Source organism: Staphylococcus sp. URHA0057 (assembly GCF_000620265.1).
GTDB lineage: Bacteria > Bacillota > Bacilli > Staphylococcales > Staphylococcaceae > Staphylococcus > Staphylococcus pasteuri.
The window spans coordinates 319,776-345,287 of record NZ_JHVS01000001.1 but is presented as its reverse complement, the minus strand read 5'-3'; the positions used below and the strand labels follow the sequence as shown (position 1 = coordinate 345,287).

General features: G+C 32.3%; 24 protein-coding genes. 23 read left to right on the top strand and 1 reads right to left on the bottom strand.

Annotation, left to right across the window (positions count from 1 at the left end; translation table 11 throughout):
- Position 1 precedes the first annotated feature (1 nt).
- From rlmN to N524_RS0101505, 6 genes are all read left to right on the top strand, one after another.
- Positions 2-1,096, top strand: coding sequence for a 23S rRNA (adenine(2503)-C(2))-methyltransferase RlmN (gene rlmN, locus N524_RS0101530; protein ID WP_029055464.1), 1,095 nt, complete (start codon positions 2-4; stop codon positions 1,094-1,096).
- 5 nt (positions 1,097-1,101) lie between these two features.
- Positions 1,102-1,845, top strand: coding sequence for a Stp1/IreP family PP2C-type Ser/Thr phosphatase (locus tag N524_RS0101525; RefSeq protein ID WP_029055463.1), 744 nt, complete (start codon positions 1,102-1,104; stop codon positions 1,843-1,845).
- On the top strand, positions 1,842-3,854 hold the full coding sequence (pknB, locus tag N524_RS0101520; RefSeq protein WP_029055462.1) for a Stk1 family PASTA domain-containing Ser/Thr kinase: 2,013 nt from the start codon (positions 1,842-1,844) through the stop codon (positions 3,852-3,854). Before N524_RS0101525 ends, pknB begins: the two co-directional genes overlap by 4 nt.
- Before the next feature lie 140 nt (positions 3,855-3,994).
- A complete protein-coding gene (rsgA, locus tag N524_RS0101515) occupies positions 3,995-4,870 on the top strand; it encodes a ribosome small subunit-dependent GTPase A (protein WP_029055461.1) in 876 nt (291 codons plus the stop codon).
- Positions 4,871-5,515, top strand: coding sequence for a ribulose-phosphate 3-epimerase (gene rpe / locus N524_RS0101510; RefSeq protein ID WP_029055460.1), 645 nt, complete (start codon positions 4,871-4,873; stop codon positions 5,513-5,515).
- A gap of 5 nt (positions 5,516-5,520) precedes the next feature.
- Entirely contained in the window at positions 5,521-6,165 is a 645-nt protein-coding gene (locus tag N524_RS0101505) for a thiamine diphosphokinase (protein WP_029055459.1), read from the top strand.
- A 164-nt stretch (positions 6,166-6,329) separates the two neighbouring features.
- On the opposite strand, the gene rpmB is transcribed toward N524_RS0101505, so the two are convergent.
- The gene (rpmB, locus tag N524_RS0101500) at positions 6,330-6,518 is read right to left on the bottom strand and encodes a 50S ribosomal protein L28 (RefSeq protein ID WP_002435210.1); all 189 of its coding nucleotides are present in this window, start codon (positions 6,516-6,518) and stop codon (positions 6,330-6,332) included.
- A gap of 307 nt (positions 6,519-6,825) precedes the next feature.
- Between rpmB and N524_RS0101495 the strand changes: the two genes are divergently transcribed.
- The 17 genes from N524_RS0101495 (at position 6,826) to rplS (ending at position 25,408) form a co-directional block, all read left to right on the top strand.
- The gene (locus N524_RS0101495) at positions 6,826-7,200 is read left to right on the top strand and encodes an Asp23/Gls24 family envelope stress response protein (RefSeq protein WP_017637132.1); all 375 of its coding nucleotides are present in this window, start codon (positions 6,826-6,828) and stop codon (positions 7,198-7,200) included.
- Positions 7,201-7,214: 14 nt separating this feature from the next.
- The gene (fakA, locus tag N524_RS0101490) at positions 7,215-8,864 is read left to right on the top strand and encodes a fatty acid kinase catalytic subunit FakA (protein ID WP_017637131.1); all 1,650 of its coding nucleotides are present in this window, start codon (positions 7,215-7,217) and stop codon (positions 8,862-8,864) included.
- Between the two features lie 245 nt (positions 8,865-9,109).
- Positions 9,110-11,158, top strand: a complete 2,049-nt coding sequence (gene recG, locus N524_RS0101485) for an ATP-dependent DNA helicase RecG (RefSeq protein ID WP_029055458.1) — start codon at positions 9,110-9,112, stop codon at positions 11,156-11,158.
- A gap of 148 nt (positions 11,159-11,306) precedes the next feature.
- Positions 11,307-11,876 (top strand): transcription factor FapR, encoded by a 570-nt coding sequence (gene fapR / locus N524_RS0101480; protein WP_017637129.1) that lies wholly within the window; start codon positions 11,307-11,309, stop codon positions 11,874-11,876.
- Positions 11,869-12,855, top strand: coding sequence for a phosphate acyltransferase PlsX (gene plsX / locus N524_RS0101475; protein WP_029055457.1), 987 nt, complete (start codon positions 11,869-11,871; stop codon positions 12,853-12,855). The genes fapR and plsX overlap by 8 nt, the downstream gene beginning before the upstream one ends.
- Positions 12,848-13,768, top strand: coding sequence for an ACP S-malonyltransferase (gene fabD / locus N524_RS0101470; RefSeq protein ID WP_029055456.1), 921 nt, complete (start codon positions 12,848-12,850; stop codon positions 13,766-13,768). Before plsX ends, fabD begins: the two co-directional genes overlap by 8 nt.
- Positions 13,768-14,502, top strand: a complete 735-nt coding sequence (gene fabG / locus N524_RS0101465) for a 3-oxoacyl-[acyl-carrier-protein] reductase (RefSeq protein ID WP_029055455.1) — start codon at positions 13,768-13,770, stop codon at positions 14,500-14,502. The genes fabD and fabG overlap by 1 nt, the downstream gene beginning before the upstream one ends.
- A 430-nt stretch (positions 14,503-14,932) precedes the next feature.
- On the top strand, positions 14,933-15,166 hold the full coding sequence (locus N524_RS0101460; protein ID WP_000426914.1) for an acyl carrier protein: 234 nt from the start codon (positions 14,933-14,935) through the stop codon (positions 15,164-15,166).
- A 110-nt stretch (positions 15,167-15,276) separates the two neighbouring features.
- Complete coding sequence (rnc, locus tag N524_RS0101455; RefSeq protein ID WP_017637125.1) at positions 15,277-16,005, top strand: ribonuclease III; 729 nt, start codon at positions 15,277-15,279, stop codon at positions 16,003-16,005.
- A 146-nt stretch (positions 16,006-16,151) separates the two neighbouring features.
- A complete protein-coding gene (gene smc / locus N524_RS0101450; protein ID WP_029055454.1) occupies positions 16,152-19,721 on the top strand; it encodes a chromosome segregation protein SMC in 3,570 nt (1,189 codons plus the stop codon).
- Positions 19,718-20,965 carry a signal recognition particle-docking protein FtsY gene (ftsY, locus tag N524_RS0101445; RefSeq protein WP_017637123.1) on the top strand — a complete coding sequence of 416 codons (1,248 nt, stop codon included), beginning with the start codon at positions 19,718-19,720 and terminating at the stop codon, positions 20,963-20,965. Before smc ends, ftsY begins: the two co-directional genes overlap by 4 nt.
- Entirely contained in the window at positions 20,952-21,284 is a 333-nt protein-coding gene (locus N524_RS0101440; RefSeq protein ID WP_029055453.1) for a putative DNA-binding protein, read from the top strand. Before ftsY ends, N524_RS0101440 begins: the two co-directional genes overlap by 14 nt.
- 19 nt (positions 21,285-21,303) lie before the next feature.
- Positions 21,304-22,671, top strand: coding sequence for a signal recognition particle protein (gene ffh, locus N524_RS0101435; protein WP_029055452.1), 1,368 nt, complete (start codon positions 21,304-21,306; stop codon positions 22,669-22,671).
- 598 nt (positions 22,672-23,269) lie between these two features.
- Complete coding sequence (gene rpsP, locus N524_RS0101430; protein WP_017637120.1) at positions 23,270-23,545, top strand: 30S ribosomal protein S16; 276 nt, start codon at positions 23,270-23,272, stop codon at positions 23,543-23,545.
- Positions 23,546-23,711: 166 nt separating this feature from the next.
- Positions 23,712-24,215 (top strand): ribosome maturation factor RimM, encoded by a 504-nt coding sequence (gene rimM / locus N524_RS0101425; protein ID WP_017637119.1) that lies wholly within the window; start codon positions 23,712-23,714, stop codon positions 24,213-24,215.
- On the top strand, positions 24,215-24,952 hold the full coding sequence (gene trmD / locus N524_RS0101420) for a tRNA (guanosine(37)-N1)-methyltransferase TrmD (RefSeq protein WP_029055451.1): 738 nt from the start codon (positions 24,215-24,217) through the stop codon (positions 24,950-24,952). The genes rimM and trmD overlap by 1 nt, the downstream gene beginning before the upstream one ends.
- A 105-nt stretch (positions 24,953-25,057) precedes the next feature.
- Complete coding sequence (gene rplS / locus N524_RS0101415; protein WP_017637117.1) at positions 25,058-25,408, top strand: 50S ribosomal protein L19; 351 nt, start codon at positions 25,058-25,060, stop codon at positions 25,406-25,408.
- Positions 25,409-25,512 lie beyond the last annotated feature (104 nt).

Below are 25,512 nucleotides of genomic sequence, written 5' to 3'. Positions count from 1 at the left end.
TATGATTACTGAAAAAAAGAAAAAGAAAAATAAATTCCTTCCTGATTTTGAGAAGCAGTCTATTTACTCTTTAAGATACGATGAAATGCAAGACTGGTTAATTGAACACGGTCAACAGAAATTTAGAGCAAAACAAATTTTTGAATGGTTATATCAAAAACGTGTTGATAGCATTGATGAAATGACAAATCTTTCAAAAGATTTACGTCAACTATTAAAAGACAACTTTGCAATGACAACGTTAACGACTGTTGTTAAACAAGAAAGTAGAGACGGCACAATCAAATTCTTGTTCGAATTACAAGATGGCTATACAATTGAAACTGTATTAATGCGACATGAATATGGAAATTCAGTATGCGTAACAACACAAGTTGGTTGCCGTATTGGTTGTACATTTTGTGCTTCAACATTAGGCGGATTAAAACGTAATTTAGAAGCAGGAGAGATTGTATCTCAAGTATTAACAGTACAAAAAGCATTAGACGAAACAGATGAACGTGTATCACAAATTGTTATTATGGGTATTGGCGAACCATTTGAAAATTATGATGAAATGATGGACTTTTTACGTATTGTAAATGACGATAATAGTTTAAATATCGGTGCAAGACATATCACAGTATCTACTTCAGGAATTATTCCAAGAATTTATGACTTTGCTGATGAAGATATCCAAATTAATTTTGCAGTAAGTTTACATGGTGCAAAAGATGAAATTCGTTCAAGATTAATGCCTATAAACCGTGCCTATAATGTTGAAAAATTAATGGAAGCTATTGAATACTATCAAGAAAAAACAAATCGTCGTATTACATTTGAATATGGTTTGTTTGGCGGTGTAAATGATCAATTAGAACATGCTAGAGATTTAGCTCATCTTATTAAAGGATTAAATTGTCACGTCAATTTAATTCCAGTTAACCATGTTCCAGAAAGAAACTATGTCAAAACACCTAAAGATGATATTTTTAAATTTGAAAAAGAGTTAAAACGATTAGGTATCAATGCTACAATAAGACGTGAACAAGGATCAGATATTGATGCAGCATGTGGTCAATTAAGAGCGAAGGAACGACAAGTAGAAACGAGGTAAGAGCAATGCTAAATGCACAATTTTTCACTGATACTGGACAACATAGAGATAAGAACGAGGACGCAGGCGGTATATTTTATAACCAAACTAGTCAACAAATGTTAGTGTTGTGTGACGGTATGGGTGGTCATAGAGCTGGTGAAATTGCAAGTCAGTTTGTTACTTATGAACTACAAAAACGCTTTGAAGCGGAAAATTTAATCGAAGAACATCAAGCTGAAGAATGGTTGAGTACGAACATTAAAGCAATTAATTTTGATCTTTATAATTATGCTCAAGAAAACCCTGATTACCATGGTATGGGTACGACTTGTGTTTGTGCATTAGTATTCGATAAAGTAGTTGTTATTGCTAATGTTGGTGATTCTCGAGCTTACGTTATAAATAGTAGGCAAATTGATCAAATTACTAGTGACCATTCTTTTGTGAATCATCTAGTAATGACAGGTCAAATTACAGAAGAAGAGGCATACCATCATCCTCAAAGAAATATCATTACCAAAGTAATGGGAACAGATAAACGTGTATCTCCAGATTTATTTATTAAGCGCTTAAACTTTTATGACTATTTATTACTTAATTCTGACGGACTAACAGATTATGTTAGAAATTATGAGATTCAAGAAGAATTAAAACAAGAAGTTTCTTTAGAAGATCATGGTGAGAGCCTTATGCGTTTAGCATTCGCCCACGAATCTAGAGATAATATAAGTTTTATATTATCTGCTATCGAGGGTGATAGAGTATGATAAATAAACTGATTAATGAGCGCTATAAAGTCATTGATAAGCTTGGTGGCGGTGGAATGAGCATTGTTTATCTAGCTGAAGATTTAATTCTGAAGCGTAAGGTTGCAATTAAAGCTATTTCAATCCCACCAAGGGAGAAAGAAGAGACATTACGTCGCTTTGAAAGAGAAGTTCATAATTCATCACAATTATCACATAAAAATATTGTTACCATTTTTGATGTAGCTGAAGAAGATGATTGTTACTTTTTAGTAATGGAGTATATTGAAGGGCCAACACTTGCTGAGTATATTGAGAACCATGGACCCTTAAGTTTAGAAACTGCTGTACAATTTACTCAACAAATTCTAGAAGGCATTAAACATGCACATGACAATAGAATCGTACATAGAGATATAAAGCCACAAAATATTCTCATTGATAAAAATAAAACCTTGAAAATTTTTGATTTTGGTATAGCAAAAGCGATAAGTGAAACATCGTTAACTCAAACGAATCATGTACTTGGGACTGTGCAATATCTATCTCCCGAACAAGCTAAAGGTGAATCTACCGATGAAGGTACTGATATATATTCTATAGGTATCGTGTTATTTGAAATGTTAGTAGGAGAACCACCATTTAATGGTGAAACAGCTGTAAGCATTGCCATTAAACATATACAAGATTCCATTCCTAACATAACAACAGATAAACGCGAAGAAGTGCCACAAGCTTTGAGCAACGTTGTACTTAAAGCGACTGAGAAGGATAGAGCTAATAGATATACTACTATTCAACAAATGCGTGATGATTTAAGTAGTGCACTACATGAAAATCGTTCTAACGAAGAAAGATATACTTTAGATCAAACCAAGACTAAAACAATGTCTTTTTCTAAAGAAGAAATTTCCAGAAAGATTGACGACACACCAAAAGAGAAAAGTATTGGTCAAACAATGCAAATTCCAATAATGGATCACCAAGACAATCAACAACCTCAAAATAAAGGTACACATTTATATGAACCGCCACGCAAAAAAAGTTCTAAGAAAAAGAAATTTTTATACGCATTTATCTTTGCGTTATTACTTATCGGTCTTATTTCTTTTGTAAGTATGGCAGTGTTTGGTGATAAATTTGAAGAAATGCCAGATATCACTGGTAAAACACAATCCCAAGCTGAAACAATGTTGAAAAATCATAATCTAAAACTTGGTGACGTTTCGAAAGATTACAGTGATAAATACCCTGAAAATCAAATCATTAAATCTAAACCAGCTAAAGGTGAGCGCGTTGAGCGTGGAGATAAAATTGATATTGTAGTATCAAAAGGACCTGAAATGGTTAAAATGCCAAGTGTAATTGGTTTATCAAAAGATGACGCGCTCGATAAACTGCGTGAAGTAGGTCTTAAAGATGTAGGGGTTGAACAAACATATAGTTCAAGCACACCTAAAGGTTATATTGCTAATCAAAGTGTGTCAGCAAATAAAAAAGTGAAATTAAATGACAATAATATCAAAATTTATGAATCTTTAGGAGTTAGACAAGTATATGTAAGTGATTATGAAAACAAATCATATGATACTGCTAAGAAAGAATTAGAATTAAAAGGATTCAAATTAAAAGTTTCAAAATCCTATAGCGACAGTGTGAAAAAGAATGATATTATTTCACAATCACCAAAAGGTAAATCAGTAGATGAAGGCTCAACAATAACATTAGTTGTCTCTAAAGGCGAAGAATCCGACGATGATAAATCAGATGATGATTCAGATAAAGATGTTAAGAATTACAATGAATCAGTGAAAGTACCTTATTCTGGTAAAAAGGGAAAAAGCCAAAAAGTAGAAGTTTATGTTAGAGATAAAGATAATAGTGGTTCTAGCGCAGTTCAATCATTTGAAATTAAAGATGACAAATCAATTAATATTCCTATGAAAATTGAAAAAGGTAAAACTGCTGGTTACACTGTAAGAGTAGATAACAAAATTGTTGCAGATAAAGATGTGGATTATGATGACTAAATAATAATTCATTAAAATATGAAGTGCTATACGATGAGTCAATTACGAGACTCATCGTATTTTTTATAGTTATAAAGATATATAATTATTAATGAGTTTGATATACTATTATCAGTAAAATAATTATGAGAGGTGTCCTTTTGAAGACAGGTCGAATTGTAAAATTGATAAGCGGCGTTTATCAAGTAGATGTTAACGGTAAACGCTATAATACGAAACCACGTGGCTTATTTAGAAAGAAGAAATTTTCACCCATTGTTGGAGATATTGTAGATTTTGATGTGCAAAATGAAACAGAAGGTTATATTCAACATGTTCATGAAAGAGATAATGAATTAAAAAGGCCACCTGTCAGTAATATTGATACATTAGTTATTGTAATGAGTGCTGTTGAGCCACAATTTTCAACGCAACTATTAGATAGATTTTTAGTGATTGCTCATTCATATGGGTTAAACACAAGAATCTTAGTCACTAAAAAAGATATGGCTGACGATAATCAAATTGAAAAAATTAATAATTATCTATCTATTTATGAAGAAATAGGTTATTCAACTCAATTTGTTAGTATTCATGATAACCAAACGACATTAGTTGAAGAATGGGGGAGAGGTTTAATTGTTTTAAGTGGACAGTCTGGAGTTGGGAAATCGACTTTCTTAAACCATTTTAAACCTGAACTTGAGCTTGAAACTAATGATATTTCAAAATCTCTTAATCGAGGTAAACATACTACTAGACATGTAGAACTACATGAAACGGTGAGTGGTTTTATCGCAGATACGCCAGGTTTTAGTGCACTTGACTTTGATCATATTGACAAAGATGAGATTAAAAATTACTTTATCGAAATTGCACAATACGGTGAGCAATGTAAATTCCGTAATTGTAATCATCTTAAAGAACCAAAATGTAATGTCAAAGAAGAATTAGATAAAGGAAACATCGCACAATTTAGATATGAACATTATTTACAATTATTTAATGAAATTTCAGAGAGAAAGGTTCGATATTAAATGACTAAAGTATTACCTTCACTACTATCAGTTGATTTTTTAAACTTAAAAGATGAAATAATAAAATTAGAAGATGTACAAGTTGATGGATTACACTTTGATGTTATGGATGGTCAATTTGTACCTAATATTTCTATTGGAATTCCAATTCTAGATGCAGTTCGTAAACAAACAGATTTACCGATAGATGTCCATTTAATGATTGAAAATCCTGAACAATATATTGAATTATTCGCAGACCATGGTGCAGATCTCATTTCTGTTCATTTAGAAGCTACTGCCCATATTCATAGAGCGCTAGAACAAATAAAGAACAAAGGTAAAAAAGCAGGCGTTGTCATTAATCCAGGAACACCAGTTAGTCAGCTACTACCTATTATCAATGTAGTAGATTATGTATTAATTATGACAGTTAACCCTGGTTTTGGTGGTCAATCATTTATTGAAGAATGTGTTGATAAAATACTAGAATTAAATACGTTAAAAAATGAAAAGCAACTTACATTTGATATTGAAGTTGATGGCGGTATCAATGCAGAAACAGCTGAAATTTGTGTGAAAAATGGAGCTACAATGTTAGTAACTGGCTCATATTTCTTTAAACAAAGTGATTATAAAGAAGTTACACAAAAACTAAAGGGCTGATGATTATGGAAATCAATTTAATGTGCTCTGATAGAAATCTTCCAAATGATTTATTTGATCAACACCGTGAAGATATTTGGGGCGGCATAGATAGAGGTGCCTTAATTCTCTTAAAGCATCAAATTATTCCTGAATTTTCGGTTGGTGATTTTGATTCAGTAAACGATGAAGAACGTCACATTTTATCCCAACAATTAAATATACATCCAGTGAAAGCAGAAAAGGATGATACTGATTTAGGCCTCGGTGTAGCACAAGCAGTCGCCGAAGGGTATAAAGAGATTAATATTTATGGCGCGACTGGTGGTCGTTTAGATCATTTTATGGGTGTTATTCAATTACTCTTAAAACCTGAATATATTAATAAAGGGGTCAAGTTTAAGATTATTGATACTCAAAATGAAATTACATTACTGACACCTGGTTGTTATACAGTAGATTTTAATTCAAATTATCCTTATATTTCATTTATACCTATGAGTGGTGAACCAGTTATTTCTTTAACTGGATTTAAATATGAATTACAACAAGAAAAATTAGAAGTGGGATCTACGTTAACAATTTCAAATGAAGTTAAACATGAGCGAGGCAATATTGAAATTAGTCATGGACATGTTTTACAAATGAGAAGCAAAGACAAAGATTACTAATAGAATAATAGGAAAGAGAAAGATATAATTATTTGGAAATAGTACCCCTTTATTTTATTACTTGTAAATATGATTGCATAAAAAAAGAACTTAAAGGAAGCTCCTTTAAGTTCTTTTAAAATAAATCCTCCACATAAGGACTATTTATAAGTGCATTATATTTATTAAACTCTAGTAACTTTACCAGATTTTAAAGCACGTGCAGAAACCCAAACTTTTTTAGGTTTTCCGTCAACAAGAATTCTAACTTTTTGAAGGTTAGCGTTCCATCTGCGTTTGTTCGCATTTAAAGCGTGTGAACGATTATTACCAGTCGAAGCTTTACGACCTGTTACGTAACATTGTTTACCCATGAAAGTACCTCCTTTAATAAATATAAATACACGTCACTACTTATATACTTTATTAAGATATCATAACTTAACGAAATTGGCAATAATTAGTTCTGCAAATTAAAATTTAATGGCGCAAACTGTTGATATTTTATGATATAATTGTAAGCTGTGGAGTAATATAGTATGATACTGTAAAGAAATATGAAATTTAAACATTAAAAATTCAAATGATTTACTAATATTAATTATTAAAATTTAGCAATGAGATTGCTTAATTATATGAGAATCGCAACATATAACTTTATTTTTCAGGAGGAATATTAATATGACATTAGAAATTTCAAATGATTACGGTAAAATTGATATTTCGAATGAAGTCATCGCCTCTGTTGTAGGCGGTAAAGCTGTTGAATGTTACGGCATAGTTGGTATGTCATCTAGACAACAAGTTAGAGATGGAATTGCTGAAATTTTAGGGCATGACAATTACGCACGCGGTATCAAAGTACGCGAAGAAAACGGAAATGTTGATATAGATATGTATATTATAGTAAGTTATGGTGTGAAAATTTCAGAAGTGGCTAACAATGTTCAGTCAACTGTTAAATATACATTAGAGTCAACACTTAATGTTAAAGTGAATTCAGTTAATATCTTTGTACAAGGTGTTAGATTAAACCAAACGGGCAAAAAGATATAGGAGGACAACGTGAAATGATTAGCAAAATCAATGGTAAATTGTTTGCCGATATGATAATACAAGGGGCACAAAATTTATCTAATAATGCAGATTTAGTGGATTCGCTTAATGTATATCCAGTACCAGATGGAGATACAGGGACTAATATGAATCTTACAATCACTTCTGGTCGTGAAGAAGTTGAAAATAATTTATCACAAAACATTGGAGAACTAGGTAAAACATTCTCTAAAGGATTATTAATGGGTGCTAGAGGTAATTCTGGTGTTATTTTATCTCAATTATTTAGAGGATTCTGTAAAAATATCGAAACAGAAGCCGAAATTACTGCTCAACAATTAGCTGCTAGTTTGCAGGCTGGTGTTGAAACTGCGTATAAAGCTGTTATGAAACCAGTTGAAGGAACAATTTTAACGGTCGCTAAAGACGCAGCTCAAGCAGCAGTGGATAAAGCTGAAACATCAAATGATTGTATTGAAGTTATGGAATCAACTATTGAAGCAGCTGAAAAATCATTAAATAACACCCCTAATTTACTTGCCGTATTGAAAGAAGTCGGCGTTGTCGATAGTGGTGGTAAAGGTCTATTATCTGTATATGAAGGATTTTTAAAAGGATTAAATGGTGAAACTATAGAAGCATCTAAACCAAAACTAGATACTGATACTTTAGTAAATGATGAACACGATTTCCATGGTGTTATCAATACTGAAGATATTGTCTATGGTTATTGTACTGAAATGATGGTTCGTTTTGGTAAAGATAAGAAACCTTTTAAAGAAGAAGAATTCCGTCAAGATATGAGCGAATTTGGAGATTCCTTATTAGTAATTAATGACGATGAAATTGTTAAAGTTCACGTTCATACGGAATATCCAGGTCAAGTATTTAATTACGGACAACAATATGGTGAATTAATCAAACTTAAAGTTGAAAACATGAGAGAGCAACATCGTGAAGTGATTAGAAAAGAAGCAAACAATCATAAACACGAAACACCTCAAACAGTTGAAACAGCAATTATTACTATATCTATGGGTGACGGCATCTCAGAATTATTTAAATCGATGGGTGCAACTCATATCATTAGTGGTGGTCAAACAATGAACCCATCTACGGAAGATATTGTCAAAGTTATTGAACAGTCTGAATGTAAACGTGCTATTATTTTACCAAATAATAAAAATATCTTAATGGCCAGTGAACAAGCAGCTGAAATAGTTGATGCAGAAGCAGTAGTAATCCCTACAAAATCTGTACCACAAGGTATTGCAGCATTATTCCAGTTTGATGCAGATTCTTCATTAGAAGATAATAAAAGCCATATGGTCAATGCATTAGATGTTGTTAAATCAGGTTCTGTAACATTTGCTGTTAGAGATACAAAAATTGATGGCGTTGAAATCAAAAAAGATGAGTTTATGGGTCTTGCTGAAGATAAAATTATAACTTGTGACGCTGATCAATATACAGCTACTAAGCAATTGTTAGAAGCTATGTTAAGTGAAGATAGTGAAATTTTAACTATTATAGCTGGAGAAGATAGTAAGCAACAAATTACGGATCAATTAACTGAATGGGTTGAGTCTACTTATCCTGATGTTGAAATTGAAAACCATAATGGACAACAACCAATATATCAATATTTATTCGCGGTTGAATAAGAGTAATATAGGTAAACTATAAATGATAACGAGATTGAAGTTTTATGCAGAGATAGCTGTATACTTCATTCTCGTTTTATTTTTATATTTAGTAATAAATGATAATAATAAAGTCTAACATAAATATATTATGTAAACTTTAGTTTCGTAATGCGTTTCTATCAACGTTAAGCTGTGTAAATGGTAGAATGGGTTTAATAATCAAAACTCGTTTAATAGAGTAATTTAAATTAAGGTGATCGAATATGGCGAAAGTCAATTTAATAGAAAGTCCGTATCCTTTAAATCAAATAAAAGGCATTGGACCTAAACGTTTGGCTGTGTTACAAGAATTAAATATTAATACTGTGGAAGACCTCGTACTTTATTTACCTACACGTTACGAAGATAATACTGTTATAGATTTAAATGAAGCCGAAGATCAAAGTACAGTGACAGTTCAAGGGGAAGTCTATTCATCTCCAACTGTAGCATTCTTTGGAAGAAATAAGTCTAAATTAACAGTACATATTATGGTCAATCAGATTGCCGTTAAATGCGTCTTTTTTAATCAACCTTATTTAAAAAAGAAAATCGAATTAAATGGTATCGTAACTGTAAAAGGAAAATGGAATCGAGCTAAACAAGAAATTAATGGCAATCGAATGTTTTTTAATCAGCAAGATAATTCGAATGATACGCAACTAGAGCCGGTTTACCGTATTAAAGAAGGCATTAAACAAAAGCAACTTCGAGATAATATTCGTCAATCACTAGATGATGTGGTCATTCATGAATGGTTATCAGATGAATTAAGAACAAAGTATAAATTAGAAACATTAGATTACACACTTAAAACGTTACATCATCCAAAAAGTAAAAATGATTTGTTAAGAGCACGACGGACATATGCTTTTACAGAATTATTTATGTTTGAATTGCGTATGCAATGGTTGAATAGATTGGAAAAGACCTCAGATGATGCTATCGAAATAAAATATGATATTCAAAAAGTGAAATCTTTTATAGACTCACTTCCTTTTGAACTTACAGATGCTCAGAAAAGTAGTGTGAATGAAATCTTTAGAGATTTAAAAGCACCTATACGTATGCATAGATTATTACAAGGCGATGTAGGTTCCGGTAAAACTGTTGTAGCAGCTATATGTATGTATGCCTTAAAAACGGCTGGATATCAATCGGCATTAATGGTACCAACAGAAATATTAGCTGAACAACATGCAGAAAGTTTAATTGATTTATTCGGAGAAACTATGAACGTAGCCTTGTTAACAGGGTCTGTAAAAGGAAAAAAACGTCGTATTCTACTTGAACAACTTGAAAATGGAACAATTGATTGTCTTATAGGTACACATGCTTTAATACAAGATGATGTAACATTTGAAAATGTTGGTTTGGTTATAACAGATGAACAGCATCGTTTCGGTGTAAATCAACGACAACGTTTAAGAGAAAAAGGTGCTATGACTAATGTATTATTTATGACGGCAACCCCAATTCCAAGAACTTTAGCTATATCAGTATTTGGTGAAATGGACGTTTCATCTATTAAACAATTACCAAAAGGAAGAAAGCCGATTATCACGAGTTGGGCCAAGCATGAACAATATGAACAAGTATTAACTCAAATGACAAGCGAACTTAAAAAAGGAAGACAAGCATATGTGATATGTCCGCTTATAGAAAGCTCAGAACATTTAGAAGATGTACAAAATGTAGTTGAGTTATATGAATCATTACAACAATACTATGGGCAAAATAAAGTAGGGTTATTACATGGTAAATTGACTAATGAGGAAAAAGATGAAGTAATGCATCGATTCAGTCAACATGAGATTGATATTTTAGTTTCTACTACTGTTGTTGAAGTTGGTGTAAATGTACCTAACGCAACATTTATGATGATTTATGATGCAGATCGTTTCGGTTTATCTACACTACATCAATTACGAGGAAGAGTTGGTAGAAGTGAGCATCAAAGTTATTGTGTACTTATAGCTTCACCTAAAACAGAAACAGGTATTGAAAGAATGACTATCATGACACAAACAACGGATGGATTTGAATTAAGTGAACGCGATTTAGAAATGAGAGGTCCAGGAGATTTCTTTGGCGTTAAGCAAAGTGGATTGCCTGACTTCTTAGTTGCAAATATAGTAGAAGATTATAGAATGTTAGAAGTTGCTAGAGATGAAGCTGGTGAATTAATTCAATCAGGAGAATTTTTCAATTCAAATTATGATCATTTAAGACATTTCATTGAAGATAATTTATTAGATATGAGCTTTGATTAATTGTTGGAGTACTATTAAGACGCCATTTTCAATAATCTAAAAACTATTTTAAATATCTATTATAGTTTATTGTTGAGGGATTGAAATAGAAAGTGTTATGATATGTGAGGAATGTTTAAGACTTGGTACTAAAATGAGGGGTGAGATAGTGAAATTAAAGAAAAACGAGCGTAGACAAGCTATTCAACAAGCGATAGATAATAACCCCTTTATTACTGATAATGAACTTTGTGAAATGTTCCAAGTGAGTATACAAACAATTCGACTAGACCGTACACATCTTAATATTCCAGAATTAAGAAAACGTGTTAAGTTAGTGGCAGAACACAATTATGATCAAATTAAATCAATGGAAGCTAATGAAGTTATAGGTGATTTAGTACAGTTGAAACCGAATCATACTGCTACATCAATGATTGAAATTACAACAGATTCAGTTTTTTCGAAATCATCAATAGCTAGAGGTCATATTTTATTTGCACAAGCAAATTCACTGTGTGTAGCACTTATACATAACCCAACAGTTTTAACTCAAGAAAGTAATATTAAATTTCTGGATAAAGTTAAATTAAATGATACAGTGAAAGCTGAAGCAAAAGTAATAAAACAAACAGATAAACATTATTTTATAGAAGTAAACTCTTATGTAAAAGATAATCTAGTATTTAAAGGTAATTTTAAAATGTTCTATATAAGTGAGGATGAATTTAATGGTTAAAATTGCAGTAGACATGATGGGTGGAGACGACGCACCAGGAATCGTATTAGAAGCCGTAAAAAAAGCTGTAGATAATTTTAAAGATTTAGAAATTATTTTATTTGGTGATAAAGACCAATATACTTTAAATCATGGACGTATAGATTTTAGACATTGTTCTGAAAAAATCGAAATGGAAGATGAACCAGTTAGAGCAATTAAACGTAAAAAAGACAGTTCAATGGTTAAAATGGCTGAAGCAGTAAAATCTGGAGAGGCAGATGGTTGTGTGTCAGCAGGAAATACAGGCGCATTGATGTCAGCAGGTTTGTTCATTGTTGGAAGAATTAAAGGCGTCTCAAGACCTGCACTCGTAGTTACTTTACCAACTATTGACGGCAAGGGATTTGTATTTTTAGATGTTGGCGCTAATGCAGACGCTAAGCCTGAACATTTATTGCAATATGCACAATTAGGTAATATATATGCACAAAAAATTAGAGGCATTAAACAACCGTCAGTATCATTATTAAATATTGGTACAGAAGCGGCAAAAGGTAATACACTTACTAAGAAAACTTATGAATTAATGGAAGCACAACAAGATTTTAACTTTACTGGTAATGTAGAAGCTAAAACATTGATGGATGGTAATGTTGATGTTGTTGTTACCGATGGATTTACAGGTAATATGGTACTTAAAAACTTAGAAGGTACAGCTAAATCAATTGGTAAAATGTTGAAAGAAACATTATTAAGTAGTTTCAAAAATAAATTGGCAGCAGTTGTTCTTAAAAAAGACTTAAACCAATTTGCTTCAAAAATGGATTACTCAGAATATGGCGGTTCTGTTTTATTAGGTTTAGATGGTACTGTTGTAAAAGCACATGGTAGTTCTAATGCTAAAGCATTCTATTCAGCAATTCGCCAAGCAAAAATTGCAGGAGAACAACAAATTGTACAAACTATGAGAGAAATGGTTGGTGATTCAAATGGGTAAAACAGCAATCGTATTCCCCGGACAAGGTGCACAAAAGGTCGGAATGGCTCAAGATTTATATAATGTAGATGACAAAGCTACGACAATTTTGAACCAAGCACAAGCAGCAGTTGATTTTGATTTACTAGAAACAATGTTTACAGATGAAGAAGGTAAATTAGGAGAAACAGAAAATACACAACCTGCATTATTAACACATAGTGTTGCATTATTAGAAACTTTAGAAAATGTGAATGCTGATTATACTATGGGTCATAGTTTAGGTGAATATTCTAGTTTAGTTGCGAGCGGTGTTCTATCATTTGAAGATGCAGTAAAAATCGTTCGTAAACGTGGCGAATTAATGGCACAAGCATTTCCAAATAGTGTAGGTAGTATGGCAGCAGTATTAGGCTTGGATTATGATGACGTTGATAAAATTTGTAAAGAACTTTCAACAGATGATGAATTAATTGAGCCAGCTAATATTAATTCACCAGGTCAAATTGTAGTATCTGGACATAAATCCTTGATTGATGAGTTAGCTGAAAAAGGAAAGTCTTTAGGTGCTAAACGTGTATTACCATTAGCAGTTTCTGGCCCATTCCATTCTTCAATGATGAACGTAATTGAAGAAGATTTTGCAGCGTATATTAATCAATTCGAATGGCATGAAGCACAATTTCCAGTCGTTCAAAACTACAATGCTGAAGGAGAAACTGATCCAGAAGTAATTAAACATAATATGGTTAAACAACTTTATTCACCAGTTCAATTTATTAAATCAACAGAATGGTTAATAGATCAAGGTGTTGATCATTTTATCGAAATTGGTCCAGGAAAAGTTTTATCAGGTCTTATTAAGAAAATTAATAGAGATGTTAAAATAACTTCAATTCAAACGCTTGAAGATGTGAAAGGATGGAATGAATAATGACAAAAAGTGCATTAGTAACAGGTGCTTCAAGAGGTATTGGTCGTAGTATTGCAATTCAGTTAGCAGAAGAGGGCTACAATGTAGCTGTAAACTATGCTGGCAATCAAGAAAAAGCAGAAGCAGTCGTTTCAGAAATTAAAGCAAAAGGTGTCGAAAGTTTTGCAATTCAAGCTAATGTTGCAAATGGAGACGAAGTTAAAGCTATGATTAAAGAAGTCGTAAGCCAATTTGGTTCTGTCGATGTATTAGTTAATAATGCAGGTATCACACGTGACAATTTACTTATGCGTATGAAAGAACAAGAATGGGATGACGTTATCGACACAAACTTAAAAGGTGTCTTTAATTGTATTCAAAAAGTTACGCCTCAAATGTTAAGACAACGTAGTGGTTCAATTATCAACTTATCAAGTGTTGTTGGAGCAGTTGGTAATCCAGGTCAAGCAAACTATGTAGCAACTAAAGCAGGAGTTGTAGGATTAACTAAATCTGCTGCACGTGAATTAGCTTCAAGAGGCATTACAGTTAATGCAGTAGCACCTGGATTTATTGTTTCAGACATGACAGATGCTTTAAGTGATGACTTAAAAGAACAAATGTTAGGTCAAATTCCATTAGCTCGTTTTGGTGAAGATACTGACATCGCTAATACAGTTGCATTCTTAGCTTCTGATAAAGCTAAATACATTACTGGTCAAACTATCCATGTTAATGGTGGAATGTATATGTAACGATTATGCTCAAATTAGTTGACTTAGTTAAAATTATTGAACACATTAGTTAAAACTAATGTGTAAGTATCACTAAACTATTAAAATAGTAGTGATACTTTATAGTCAACCTTGCGGGTGCCGGGGCCCCAACACAGAGATTTTCGAAAAGAAAATCGCCGGACAACGCAAGTTGGGGCGATTAGTATTAAGGAACGCCTGAGCTAAAGCTCATGCATAAGAAACACTATGCATGAAATGCAAGTGACGCAGTAGTTGTCTGACCAATCATTTCACAAAGTTCATGATTGATCTAGTCAACCTTGCGGGTGCAAGACAACGAAATCAGTAGAATTTCTGTCTTGCGACCAAATTCTACTTGTATTTTAGAATCTAAAATGGGAAAATATAATAGTCTATGGATAGACGCTTTTAAAGGAGGTGAATCGACGTGGAAAACTTCGATAAAGTAAAAGATATCATCGTTGACCGTTTAGGTGTAGATGCTGATAAAGTAACTGAAGATGCATCTTTCAAAGATGATTTAGGCGCTGACTCACTTGATATCGCTGAATTAGTAATGGAATTAGAAGATGAATTTGGTACTGAAATTCCTGATGAAGAAGCTGAAAAAATCAACACTGTTGGTGATGCTGTTAAATTCATCAATAGTCTTGAAAAATAATAAACCTATATCTGAGTCGTCTTTGTGTCGGCTCAGATTTTTTCTTTTGTTTTATTGCAATTTCACGTAAAATTATAGTTAACGCATCATTAATTGAGGAGGTAAGATTTATGACCAATCATAAAAAGACAGAGATGGTTAATCAATTTCGAAAACAATTTGCACAAAAGATGCAAGAGTTAGGTTTTGAATATCAAAATATAGATTTATATCAACAAGCATTTTCACATTCTAGTTTCATCAATGATTTTAATATGGATCGTTTAGCTCATAATGAACGTTTAGAATTTTTAGGTGATGCGGTATTAGAATTGACGGTTTCACGTTATTTATTTGATAAACACCCAGATTTACCAGAGGGTAATTTAACAAAAATGAGAGCGACTATCGTATGTGAGCCTTCACTTGTAATATTTGCAAATAAAATTAAATTAAATGAACTCATCTTGTTAGGAAAAGGTGAAGAAAAAACTGGTGGTAGAACTAGACCTTCCCTTATTTCTGATGCTTTTGAGGCATTTGTTGGTGCCTTATATCTGGATCAAGGGTTAGATACGGTGTGGAAATTCGCCGAAAAAATTATCTTCCCTTATGTAGAAGATGATGAACTAGATGGAGTTGTAGATTTCAAAACACAATTTCAAGAATTTGTTCATACACAAAACAAAGGTGATGTTACTTATCGTTTGATTAAAGAAGAAGGTCCAGCACATCACCGTTTATTCACTTCCGAAGTGATATTAGAAAAGCAAGCTGTTGCTGAAGGTAAGGGTAAAACTAAGAAAGAATCTGAACAAAAAGCAGCTGAACGTGCCTATAAAATGATGAAGAACAAATAATGTTACGACATACAAATACATCCAATAGAGATTAACGTTATGTGATTTGTATAAGTTGAATACTGATGCAATCAACATGAATATGCATCAAACAATAAGTTGATTTCGAAGTAAAAATCAACGTGGATTTGGATAAGGAGAATAGCATGGTTTATTTAAAATCAATAGATGCCGTAGGATTTAAGTCATTTGCAGACCATACTGATGTTCAGTTTGATAAAGGTGTTACAGCAATTGTTGGTCCAAATGGTAGCGGTAAAAGTAATATTACTGATGCGATTAAATGGGTTTTAGGTGAACAATCTGCAAAATCACTTCGTGGTTCTAAGATGGAAGATATTATTTTTTCTGGTGCAGAACATCGCAAACCCCAAAATTATGCAGAAGTTAAATTAAAATTAGATAATCATTCAAAAAAATTACAAATTGATGCTGAAGAAGTTGAAGTCACACGACGTTTATATCGTAGTGGTGAAAGTGAGTATTATTTAAATAATGATCGTGCACGATTAAAAGATATTATTGATTTGTTCTTAGATTCTGGGTTAGGTAAAGAGGCATTTTCGATTATTTCTCAAGGTAGAGTTGATGAAATTTTAAATGCAAAGCCAATAGATCGAAGACAAATTATCGAAGAATCAGCAGGAGTTTTAAAATATAAAAAACGTAAAGCTGAATCCGTTCAAAAATTAGATCATACTGAAGATAATTTAACACGTGTAGAAGATATACTATATGATTTAGAAGGACGCGTTGAACCTTTAAGAGAAGAAGCGGCTATAGCGAAAGAATATAAACAATTATCATCAGAAATGGAGAAAAGTGATGTAATTGTTACTGTCCATGATATTGATCAATATACAAAAGATAACGCTCAACTAGACGAACAACTTAATGATTTAAAAGGGAAACAAGCAAATAAAGAGGCTGAACAAAGCCAAATTAATCAATTATTGCAAAAGCATAAAGGTAAACGTCAAGAGTTAGACCAACAGATTGAACAATTAAACTATAACCTAGTTAAGGCAACTGAAGAATTTGAAAAATATTCTGGTCAACTAAATGTATTGGAAGAACGTAAAAAGAATCAGTCAGAAACTAATGCAAGATTTGAAGAAGAACAAGACAACTTACAGACTCAATTAGAAAATGTTCAACAAGAAAAAGAAGAGGCAATTCATACACTTAATCAATTAAAACAGAAACAAAAAGAATTAAATAAAGAAATACAGACACTTGAATCTAAATTATATGTTTCTGATGAACAACATGATGAAAAATTAGAAGAAATAAAGAACCAATATTATGAGTTGATGTCTAAACAGTCAGACGTGAATAATGATATTCGTTTTTTAGAGCATACTATTAATGAAAATGAAGCTAAAAAATCAAGGCTTGATTCTAGATTAGTTGAAGCTTTTAATCAATTGAAAGAAATACAAAATAACATTTCCAATACTGAAAAAGATTATAATCAAACTCTGAAAGAAATGAAAAAGACTGAACAACAAATCAAAGAAGTAGAGAAACAATTGACTCAATCGAAACAACACCAGTCTGAATTTGAAAATAAATTGTATCAAGCTTATCGTTATAACGAAAAATTAAAATCTCGTATTGATAGTTTAGCAACACAAGAAGAGGATTATACGTATTTCTTTAATGGCGTAAAACATATATTAAAAGCTAAAGGTAAAGAATTAAGTGGTATTCATGGTGCTGTAGCAGAAGTTATTGACGTTCCATCCCATTTAACACAGGCTATCGAAACAGCTTTAGGTGCATCATTACAACACATTATAGTTGAAGATGAGAAAGATGGACGCCAAGCAATACAGTTTTTAAAACAGCGCAGTTTAGGGAGAGCAACATTTCTACCGTTAAATGTAATTCAACCGCGTTATTTAGCTTCAGATATCAAATCAACAGCACAATCTTCAGAAGGATTTGTGAATATTGCTTCAGATGCTGTTAAGGTATCGTCTCAATATAAAAACATTGTCGAGAATTTATTGGGTAATACAATTATAGTTGAAGACTTAAAGCATGCTAATGACTTAGCGAGATCAATTCGCTATCGTACAAGAATTGTTACACTTGATGGAGATGTAGTTAACCCTGGTGGTTCTATGACAGGTGGTGGCGCTCGTAAAACAAAAAGCATCTTGTCTCAAAAAGATGAACTTACAACAATGCGCAAGCAATTAGCAGATTATCAACAACAGACTCAAGAATTTGAAAAACAATTTCAAGCCCATCAATCTCATTCTGAAAAATTAAGTGAACAATATTTTGATATCAGTCAAAGTTATAATACTTTGAAAGAAAAAGCACATGGCTATGAATTAGAACTTGATCGTCTGAAGAAACAAGAAGCACATCTTAAAGATGAACATGAAGAATTTGAATTTGAAAAAAATGATGGTTATCAAAGTGATAAGAGTAAAGAAACACTCGAACAAAAGCAACAACATTTAGCTGAAATTAAAGCAGAATTAAAACAACTTGAAGAAGATATCGAGCGTTATACAAAATTATCCAAAGAAGGTAAAGCATCTACTACACAAACACAACAACAACTGCATCAAAAACAATCAGATTTAGCAGTAGTCAAAGAGCGTATTAAAGCTCAACAACAAGACATCGAACGTTTAGATAAACAATTACAAAGTACAGAACAACAACTTGATACTATTAAAGAAAAAATAGAATTATTTAATTCAGATGAAATGATGGGTGAGCAAACGTTTGATAAAATCCGAACACAAATTAAGGATAAAGAACGTGAAAGAACTGAATTAAATCAGCAACTAGATCAAGTTAAACAACAACGAGTTGACTTAAATCAAATGATTGAAGACAATGATAATAAGCTTCAAGAATGCCACCAAGATTTATTGTCTATCGAAAATCATTACCAAGATATTAAAGCAAATCAATCTAAATTAGATGTATTAATCAATCATGCTATCGATCATCTTAATGATGAATATCAACTTACGGTAGAAAGAGCACGTACACTTTATGACAATGATGAAGAGATCGATTCTTTACGTAAAAAGGTTAAATTAACAAAAATGTCCATTGATGAATTAGGCCCAGTTAATTTAAATGCAATTGAACAATTTGAAGAATTAAATGAACGTTATACTTTCTTAAATGAACAACGAACAGATTTGCGTGAGGCAAAATCTACATTAGAACAAATTATTAATGAAATGGATAAAGAAGTAGAAGGACGATTTAAAGAGACGTTTCACGCTGTTCAAAATCATTTTAGTAATGTGTTTAAACAACTGCTCGGCGGTGGTAAGGCTGAGTTACAACTTACTGAAGATGACTATCTAGCAGCTGGCGTTGATATTATCGTGCAACCCCCCGGCAAAAAATTACAACATTTATCATTATTAAGTGGTGGAGAGCGTGCATTAAGCGCAATAGCTTTATTATTCGCTATTTTAAAAGTAAGGTCAGCCCCATTTGTAATCTTAGATGAGGTCGAAGCGGCATTGGATGAAGCAAATGTCATCAGATATGCTCAATATCTCAATGAGTTATCTGATCAAACGCAATTCATTGTGATTACGCACCGTAAAGGAACGATGGAATTTTCAGATCGTTTGTATGGTGTTACGATGCAAGAATCAGGAGTATCTAAATTAGTAAGTGTTAACCTAAATACAATAGATGAGGTTATGAAGGAGGAAGAAGCATGAGCTTTTTTAAACGCTTAAAAGATAAATTTTCAGGATCGAGTGAAAAAGATATAGAAAAAGAATTATCCAATGAGGAAGAAATTGATGAGTCTTCGAAAAAGACTGACGATTCACAACAAGGGTTACAAAATGAAATTGAAGAAGAAAAACCTAAAAAGAAACCTAAAAAGTTAAGTGAAGCTGACTTTGATGAAGATGGATTAATTTCAATTGAAGATTTTGAAGAAATAGAAGCACAAAAAATCGGAGCGAAATTTAAAGCTGGATTAGAAAAATCTCGTGAAAATTTCCAAGAACAGTTAAATAACTTAATAGCGCGTTATAGAAAAGTTGATGAAGAATTCTTTGAAGCATTAGAAGAAATGTTAATTACAGCTGATGTTGGTTTTAATACGGTAATGCAACTTACTGAAGAATTACGTGTTGAAGCACAACGTCGTAACATTCAAGAGACAGAAGATTTACGAGAAGTTATCGTAGAAAAAATTGTTGAAATTTATCACCAAGAAGATGATAAATCTGAAGTGATGAATTTAGAAGATGGACGTTTAAATGTTATTTTAATGGTTGGTGTTAATGGTGTAGGTAAAACAACAACAATCGGTAAATTAGCATATCGTTATAAAATGGAAGGTAAAAAAGTAATGCTTGCAGCAGGTGATACTTTTAGAGCGGGCGCTATTGAACAATTAAAAGTTTGGGGCGAACGTGTTGGTGTAGAAGTGATTAGCCAAAGTGAAGGTTCAGATCCTGCAGCTGTAATGTATGATGCAATTAATGCTGCTAAACATAAACAAGTAGACATTTTAATATGTGACACAGCAGGACGTTTACAAAATAAATCTAACCTAATGCAAGAACTTGAAAAAGTTAAACGTGTTATTGGTAGAGCCGTTCCAGACGCGCCACATGAAGCATTACTTTGTTTAGATGCCACAACTGGACAAAATGCATTATCACAAGCTCGTACATTTAAAGAGGTAACAGATGTTTCAGGTATCGTATTAACTAAATTAGATGGTACAGCTAAAGGTGGTATTGTGTTAGCTATTAGAAATGAACTTAAAATACCAGTTAAATATGTAGGTTTAGGTGAAAAATTAGACGACTTGCAACCATTTAATCCCGAAAGTTATGTTTATGGTTTATTTGCAGATATGATTGAACAAAATGAAGAAATTCCAGAAGAAAGTAGTGACGTTTCAGCTGATAATCATGAGGAAAATAATAATGAGCCAAAATGATTTAGTTAAAACGTTACGTATGAATTATCTCTTCGACTTTTATCAGTCACTTTTGACTGATAAACAACGAAATTATCTAGAATTATTTTATTTACAAGATTATGCTTTAAGTGAAATTGCTGATACTTTTAAAGTGAGTAGACAGGCAGTTTATGATAATATAAGAAGAACTGGCGATTTAGTTGAAGATTATGAAGCTAAATTAGGATTATACAAAAGGTTTAAACAACGACGAGATATTTATAATCAAATGAAACAATCTCTTGATAAACCAGAATTATTAAAGCAATATATAGATCAATTAGAAGAATTAGAATAACGATGAGGAGGGAATAATTATGGCATTTGAAGGATTGTCGGATCGCTTACAAGCATCAATGCAAAGAATGCGTGGTAAAGGTAAAGTTACCGAAGCGGATATTAAAGCAATGATGCGAGAAGTGCGTCTTGCATTATTAGAAGCCGACGTTAACTTTAAAGTTGTTAAAGATTTCGTCAAAACTGTTTCAGAACGTGCTTTAGGTTCAGATGTAATGCAGTCATTAACACCTGGACAACAAGTCATTAAAATTGTTCAAGATGAATTGACTAATTTAATGGGTGGCGAAAATTCATCTATCAAAATGGCTAATAAACCACCAACTGTTGTCATGATGGTAGGTTTACAAGGTGCAGGTAAAACAACAACTGCTGGTAAATTAGCGCTTTTAATGCGTAAAAAATATAATAAAAAACCAATGTTAGTTGCTGGAGATATTTACAGACCAGCTGCCATTGACCAATTACAAACAGTAGGTAAACAATTGGATGTACCTGTTTATAGTGAAGGTGACCAAGTTAAACCTCAACAAATTGTTCAAAACGCATTGGCACACGCTAAAGAAGAACATTTAGATTTTGTTATTATTGATACGGCAGGTCGTTTACACATCGATGAAGCATTGATGAATGAACTTCAAGAAGTTAAAGAAATAGCGAAACCTAATGAAATTATGTTGGTTGTTGACGCTATGACTGGTCAAGATGCTGTTAATGTAGCTCAATCATTTGATGACCAATTAGATGTAACGGGTGTAACATTAACTAAGTTAGATGGTGACACTCGTGGTGGTGCTGCGCTATCAATTCGTTCCGTTACTCAAAAACCAATTAAATTTGTAGGTATGAGTGAAAAATTAGATGGTTTAGAACTATTCCATCCAGAACGTATGGCATCTCGTATTTTAGGTATGGGTGATGTACTAAGCTTAATTGAGAAAGCACAACAAGATGTTGATGAAACAAAAGCTAAAGATTTAGAGAAAAAAATGCGAGATTCATCATTTACATTGGATGACTTCTTAGAGCAACTTGATCAGGTTAAAAATCTTGGACCATTGGATGACATAATGAAAATGATTCCAGGTATGAATAAGATGAAAGGATTAGATCAACTTAATATGAGCGATAAACAAATCGACCATATTAAAGCGATTATTCAATCAATGACACCTAGTGAAAGAGAAAATCCAGCAATGTTAAATGTATCACGTAAAAAGCGTATCGCTAAAGGTTCAGGACGTTCATTACAAGAAGTGAATCGTTTAATGAAACAATTTAACGACATGAAGAAAATGATGAAACAATTTACTGGTGGCGGTAAAGGTAAAAAAGCAAAACGTAATCAAATGCAAAATATGCTAAAAGGCATGAATTTACCTTTCTAATATTTTATATATTCCAACAGATTTCAGTCTGTTGGAATTTTTTTATGTATTAGGAACGCCTTAGCTGAAGCTAATGCATATAAAGTCATATTTTTTGTGAAACGAAATAGTATGACTAACCTAATCGTATGTACGATTAGGAACCTATTTATGACAATTCATTTCATGAATTTAGAACAGATATGTTTGAAATATATTGATATAAAGGGATAAAATCTTATATTGGCAGTAGTTGTCTGTATAGAAAATGCGCTTTTTAAGCTTTTTTCTATACTAGTCAACCTTGCCGGGGTGGGACGACGTTAAAGTTGTAATTATTTAAAATTTAGTAAGCTGTTTAATACACATGATTTTGTTTATTGATGTCCCTTGTAAATTAAACTTTAACTGTCCCACTCCCATAACCAACACTGATTTTCTTTCAGAAAAAAGTAACGAAGAGGAACGCCTTAGCTAAAGCTAATGCATAATCAAATCTACAATTCATTTCATGAATTTAGATTTGGTAAAGAAAAATGTCTTTACAAAGTTTTATAGACCTGTTATTATTTATTCTTGTAGAAAATAAAAATTGAAATGTTCAAAGGAGAGTTTTATAATGGCAGTTAAAATTCGTTTAACTCGTTTAGGTTCTAAAAGAAACCCATTCTATCGTATCGTAGTTGCAGATGCACGTTCACCACGTGATGGTCGTATCATCGAACAAATCGGTACTTACAACCCAGCACACGTTAATGCTCCAGAAGTGAAAATTGACGAAGAATTAGCATTAAAATGGTTAAAAGACGGTGCTAAACCAACAGATACAGTTCACAATATCTTATCAAGAGAAGGTATTTTGAAAAAATTTGATGACCAAAAACACACTAAATAATTCTAGTCATTATTGACTAATCTATCAATTTAGTTAGGGCGCCATTATTTGGTGCCTTTTTTATTTATATCAATGTCTTACTTATAACAAATCAATAACTAATAACTTTAATCAATGGTAAAGTGATATTATGAAATAAACTTGCAATATAAGGAGGTTAGTATTAATGGAAGTAGAAGTAGGACAAATCGTTAATACTCATGGAATTAAAGGAGAAGTGAAAGTAAAATCTAATTCTGATTTTACAGATACTCGTTTTCAACCAGGAGAAGTGTTAACAGCTAAATTAAATCAAACTGAAAAAGATTTAACTATAACATCATATCGTGTACATAAAGGATTTCATATGTTGAAATTTGAAGGCATTGATAATATCAATGATATCGAATATTTAAAAGGTGCTACGCTTTACCAAGAAAGAGACCATGAAGAAATAGAATTAGAAGAAAATGAATTTTATTATTCTGATATTATAGGTTGTACTGTCTTTGATGATAATGAACAACCTATTGGTAGAATTACAAGTATTTTTGAAACTGGAGCTAACGATGTCTGGGTTGTAAAAGGAGATAAAGAATATTTAATTCCTTATATTGCAGATGTAGTTAAAGAAGTAGATGTTGAAGGTAAAAAAGTGATTATCACGCCAATGGAAGGATTGTTAGATTAATGAAAATTGATTATTTAACACTTTTTCCAGAGATGTTTGATGGCGTGCTTAACCATTCGATACTAAAAAGAGCTCAAGACAAAAATATTATTGAAGTGAATACTATTAATTTTAGAGACTATTCTATCAATAAACACAATCAAGTTGATGATTATCCCTTTGGTGGTGGACAAGGTATGGTCTTAAAGCCTGAGCCAGTGTTTAATGCAATGGAAGACTTAAACAGAACAGATAATACTCGAGTTATTTTAATGTGTCCTCAAGGACGTCCATTTAGCCAAGCAATTGCACAAGAATTAAGTGAAGCAGAGCACATTGTGTTTATCTGTGGCCACTATGAGGGATATGACGAACGTATTAGGGAACATTTAGTCACTGATGAAATATCTATGGGTGATTATGTATTAACAGGTGGGGAATTACCTGCAATGACGATGACAGATGCCATTGTTAGACTCATTCCTGGTGTATTAGGTAATGAACAATCACATCAAGATGATTCATTCTCAGATGGCTTATTGGAATTTCCACAATATACAAGACCACGAGAATTTAAAGGTTTAAAAGTACCAGATGTGTTATTATCAGGTAATCACGCACATATTGATGAGTGGCGTCATGAACAGAAAATTATTCGTACATTAAATAAACGACCAGATTTATTAAAACAATATGATTTGACTGATAAAGATAAAAAAATCATACAAACATATAAAAACCAATTGAAAAACGACTAACGTTGTGCTAACATAATTTAAGTGTGAAAAAGCACTAAAAATCACTATGATCCGCTGCTATACATTTGTCTAGGCAAGAACATAGGTTGAAGGAGAGAATTTATAATGAGTAATCATAAGTTAATCGAAGCAGTAACTAAATCACAATTACGTACAGATTTACCTTCATTCCGTCCTGGTGACACTTTACGTGTACACGTTCGTATCATTGAAGGTTCACGTGAACGTATCCAAGTATTCGAAGGTGTTGTAATCAAACGCCGTGGTGGAGGAATTTCAGAAACTTTCACAGTTCGTAAAATTTCTTCAGGTGTAGGTGTGGAACGTACATTCCCATTACACACTCCAAAAATCGAAAAAATCGAAGTTAAACGTCGCGGTAAAGTACGTCGTGCTAAATTATACTACTTACGTCATTTACGTGGTAAAGCTGCTAGAATCCAAGAAATTCGTTAATCAGCATACTGAAAACGTAGTTACGTATGAAGACTATACTTTAGAAAAGCCATTAAGTTATCTTAATATGATAGCTTAATGGCTTTTTGTATGAATGGGTATAT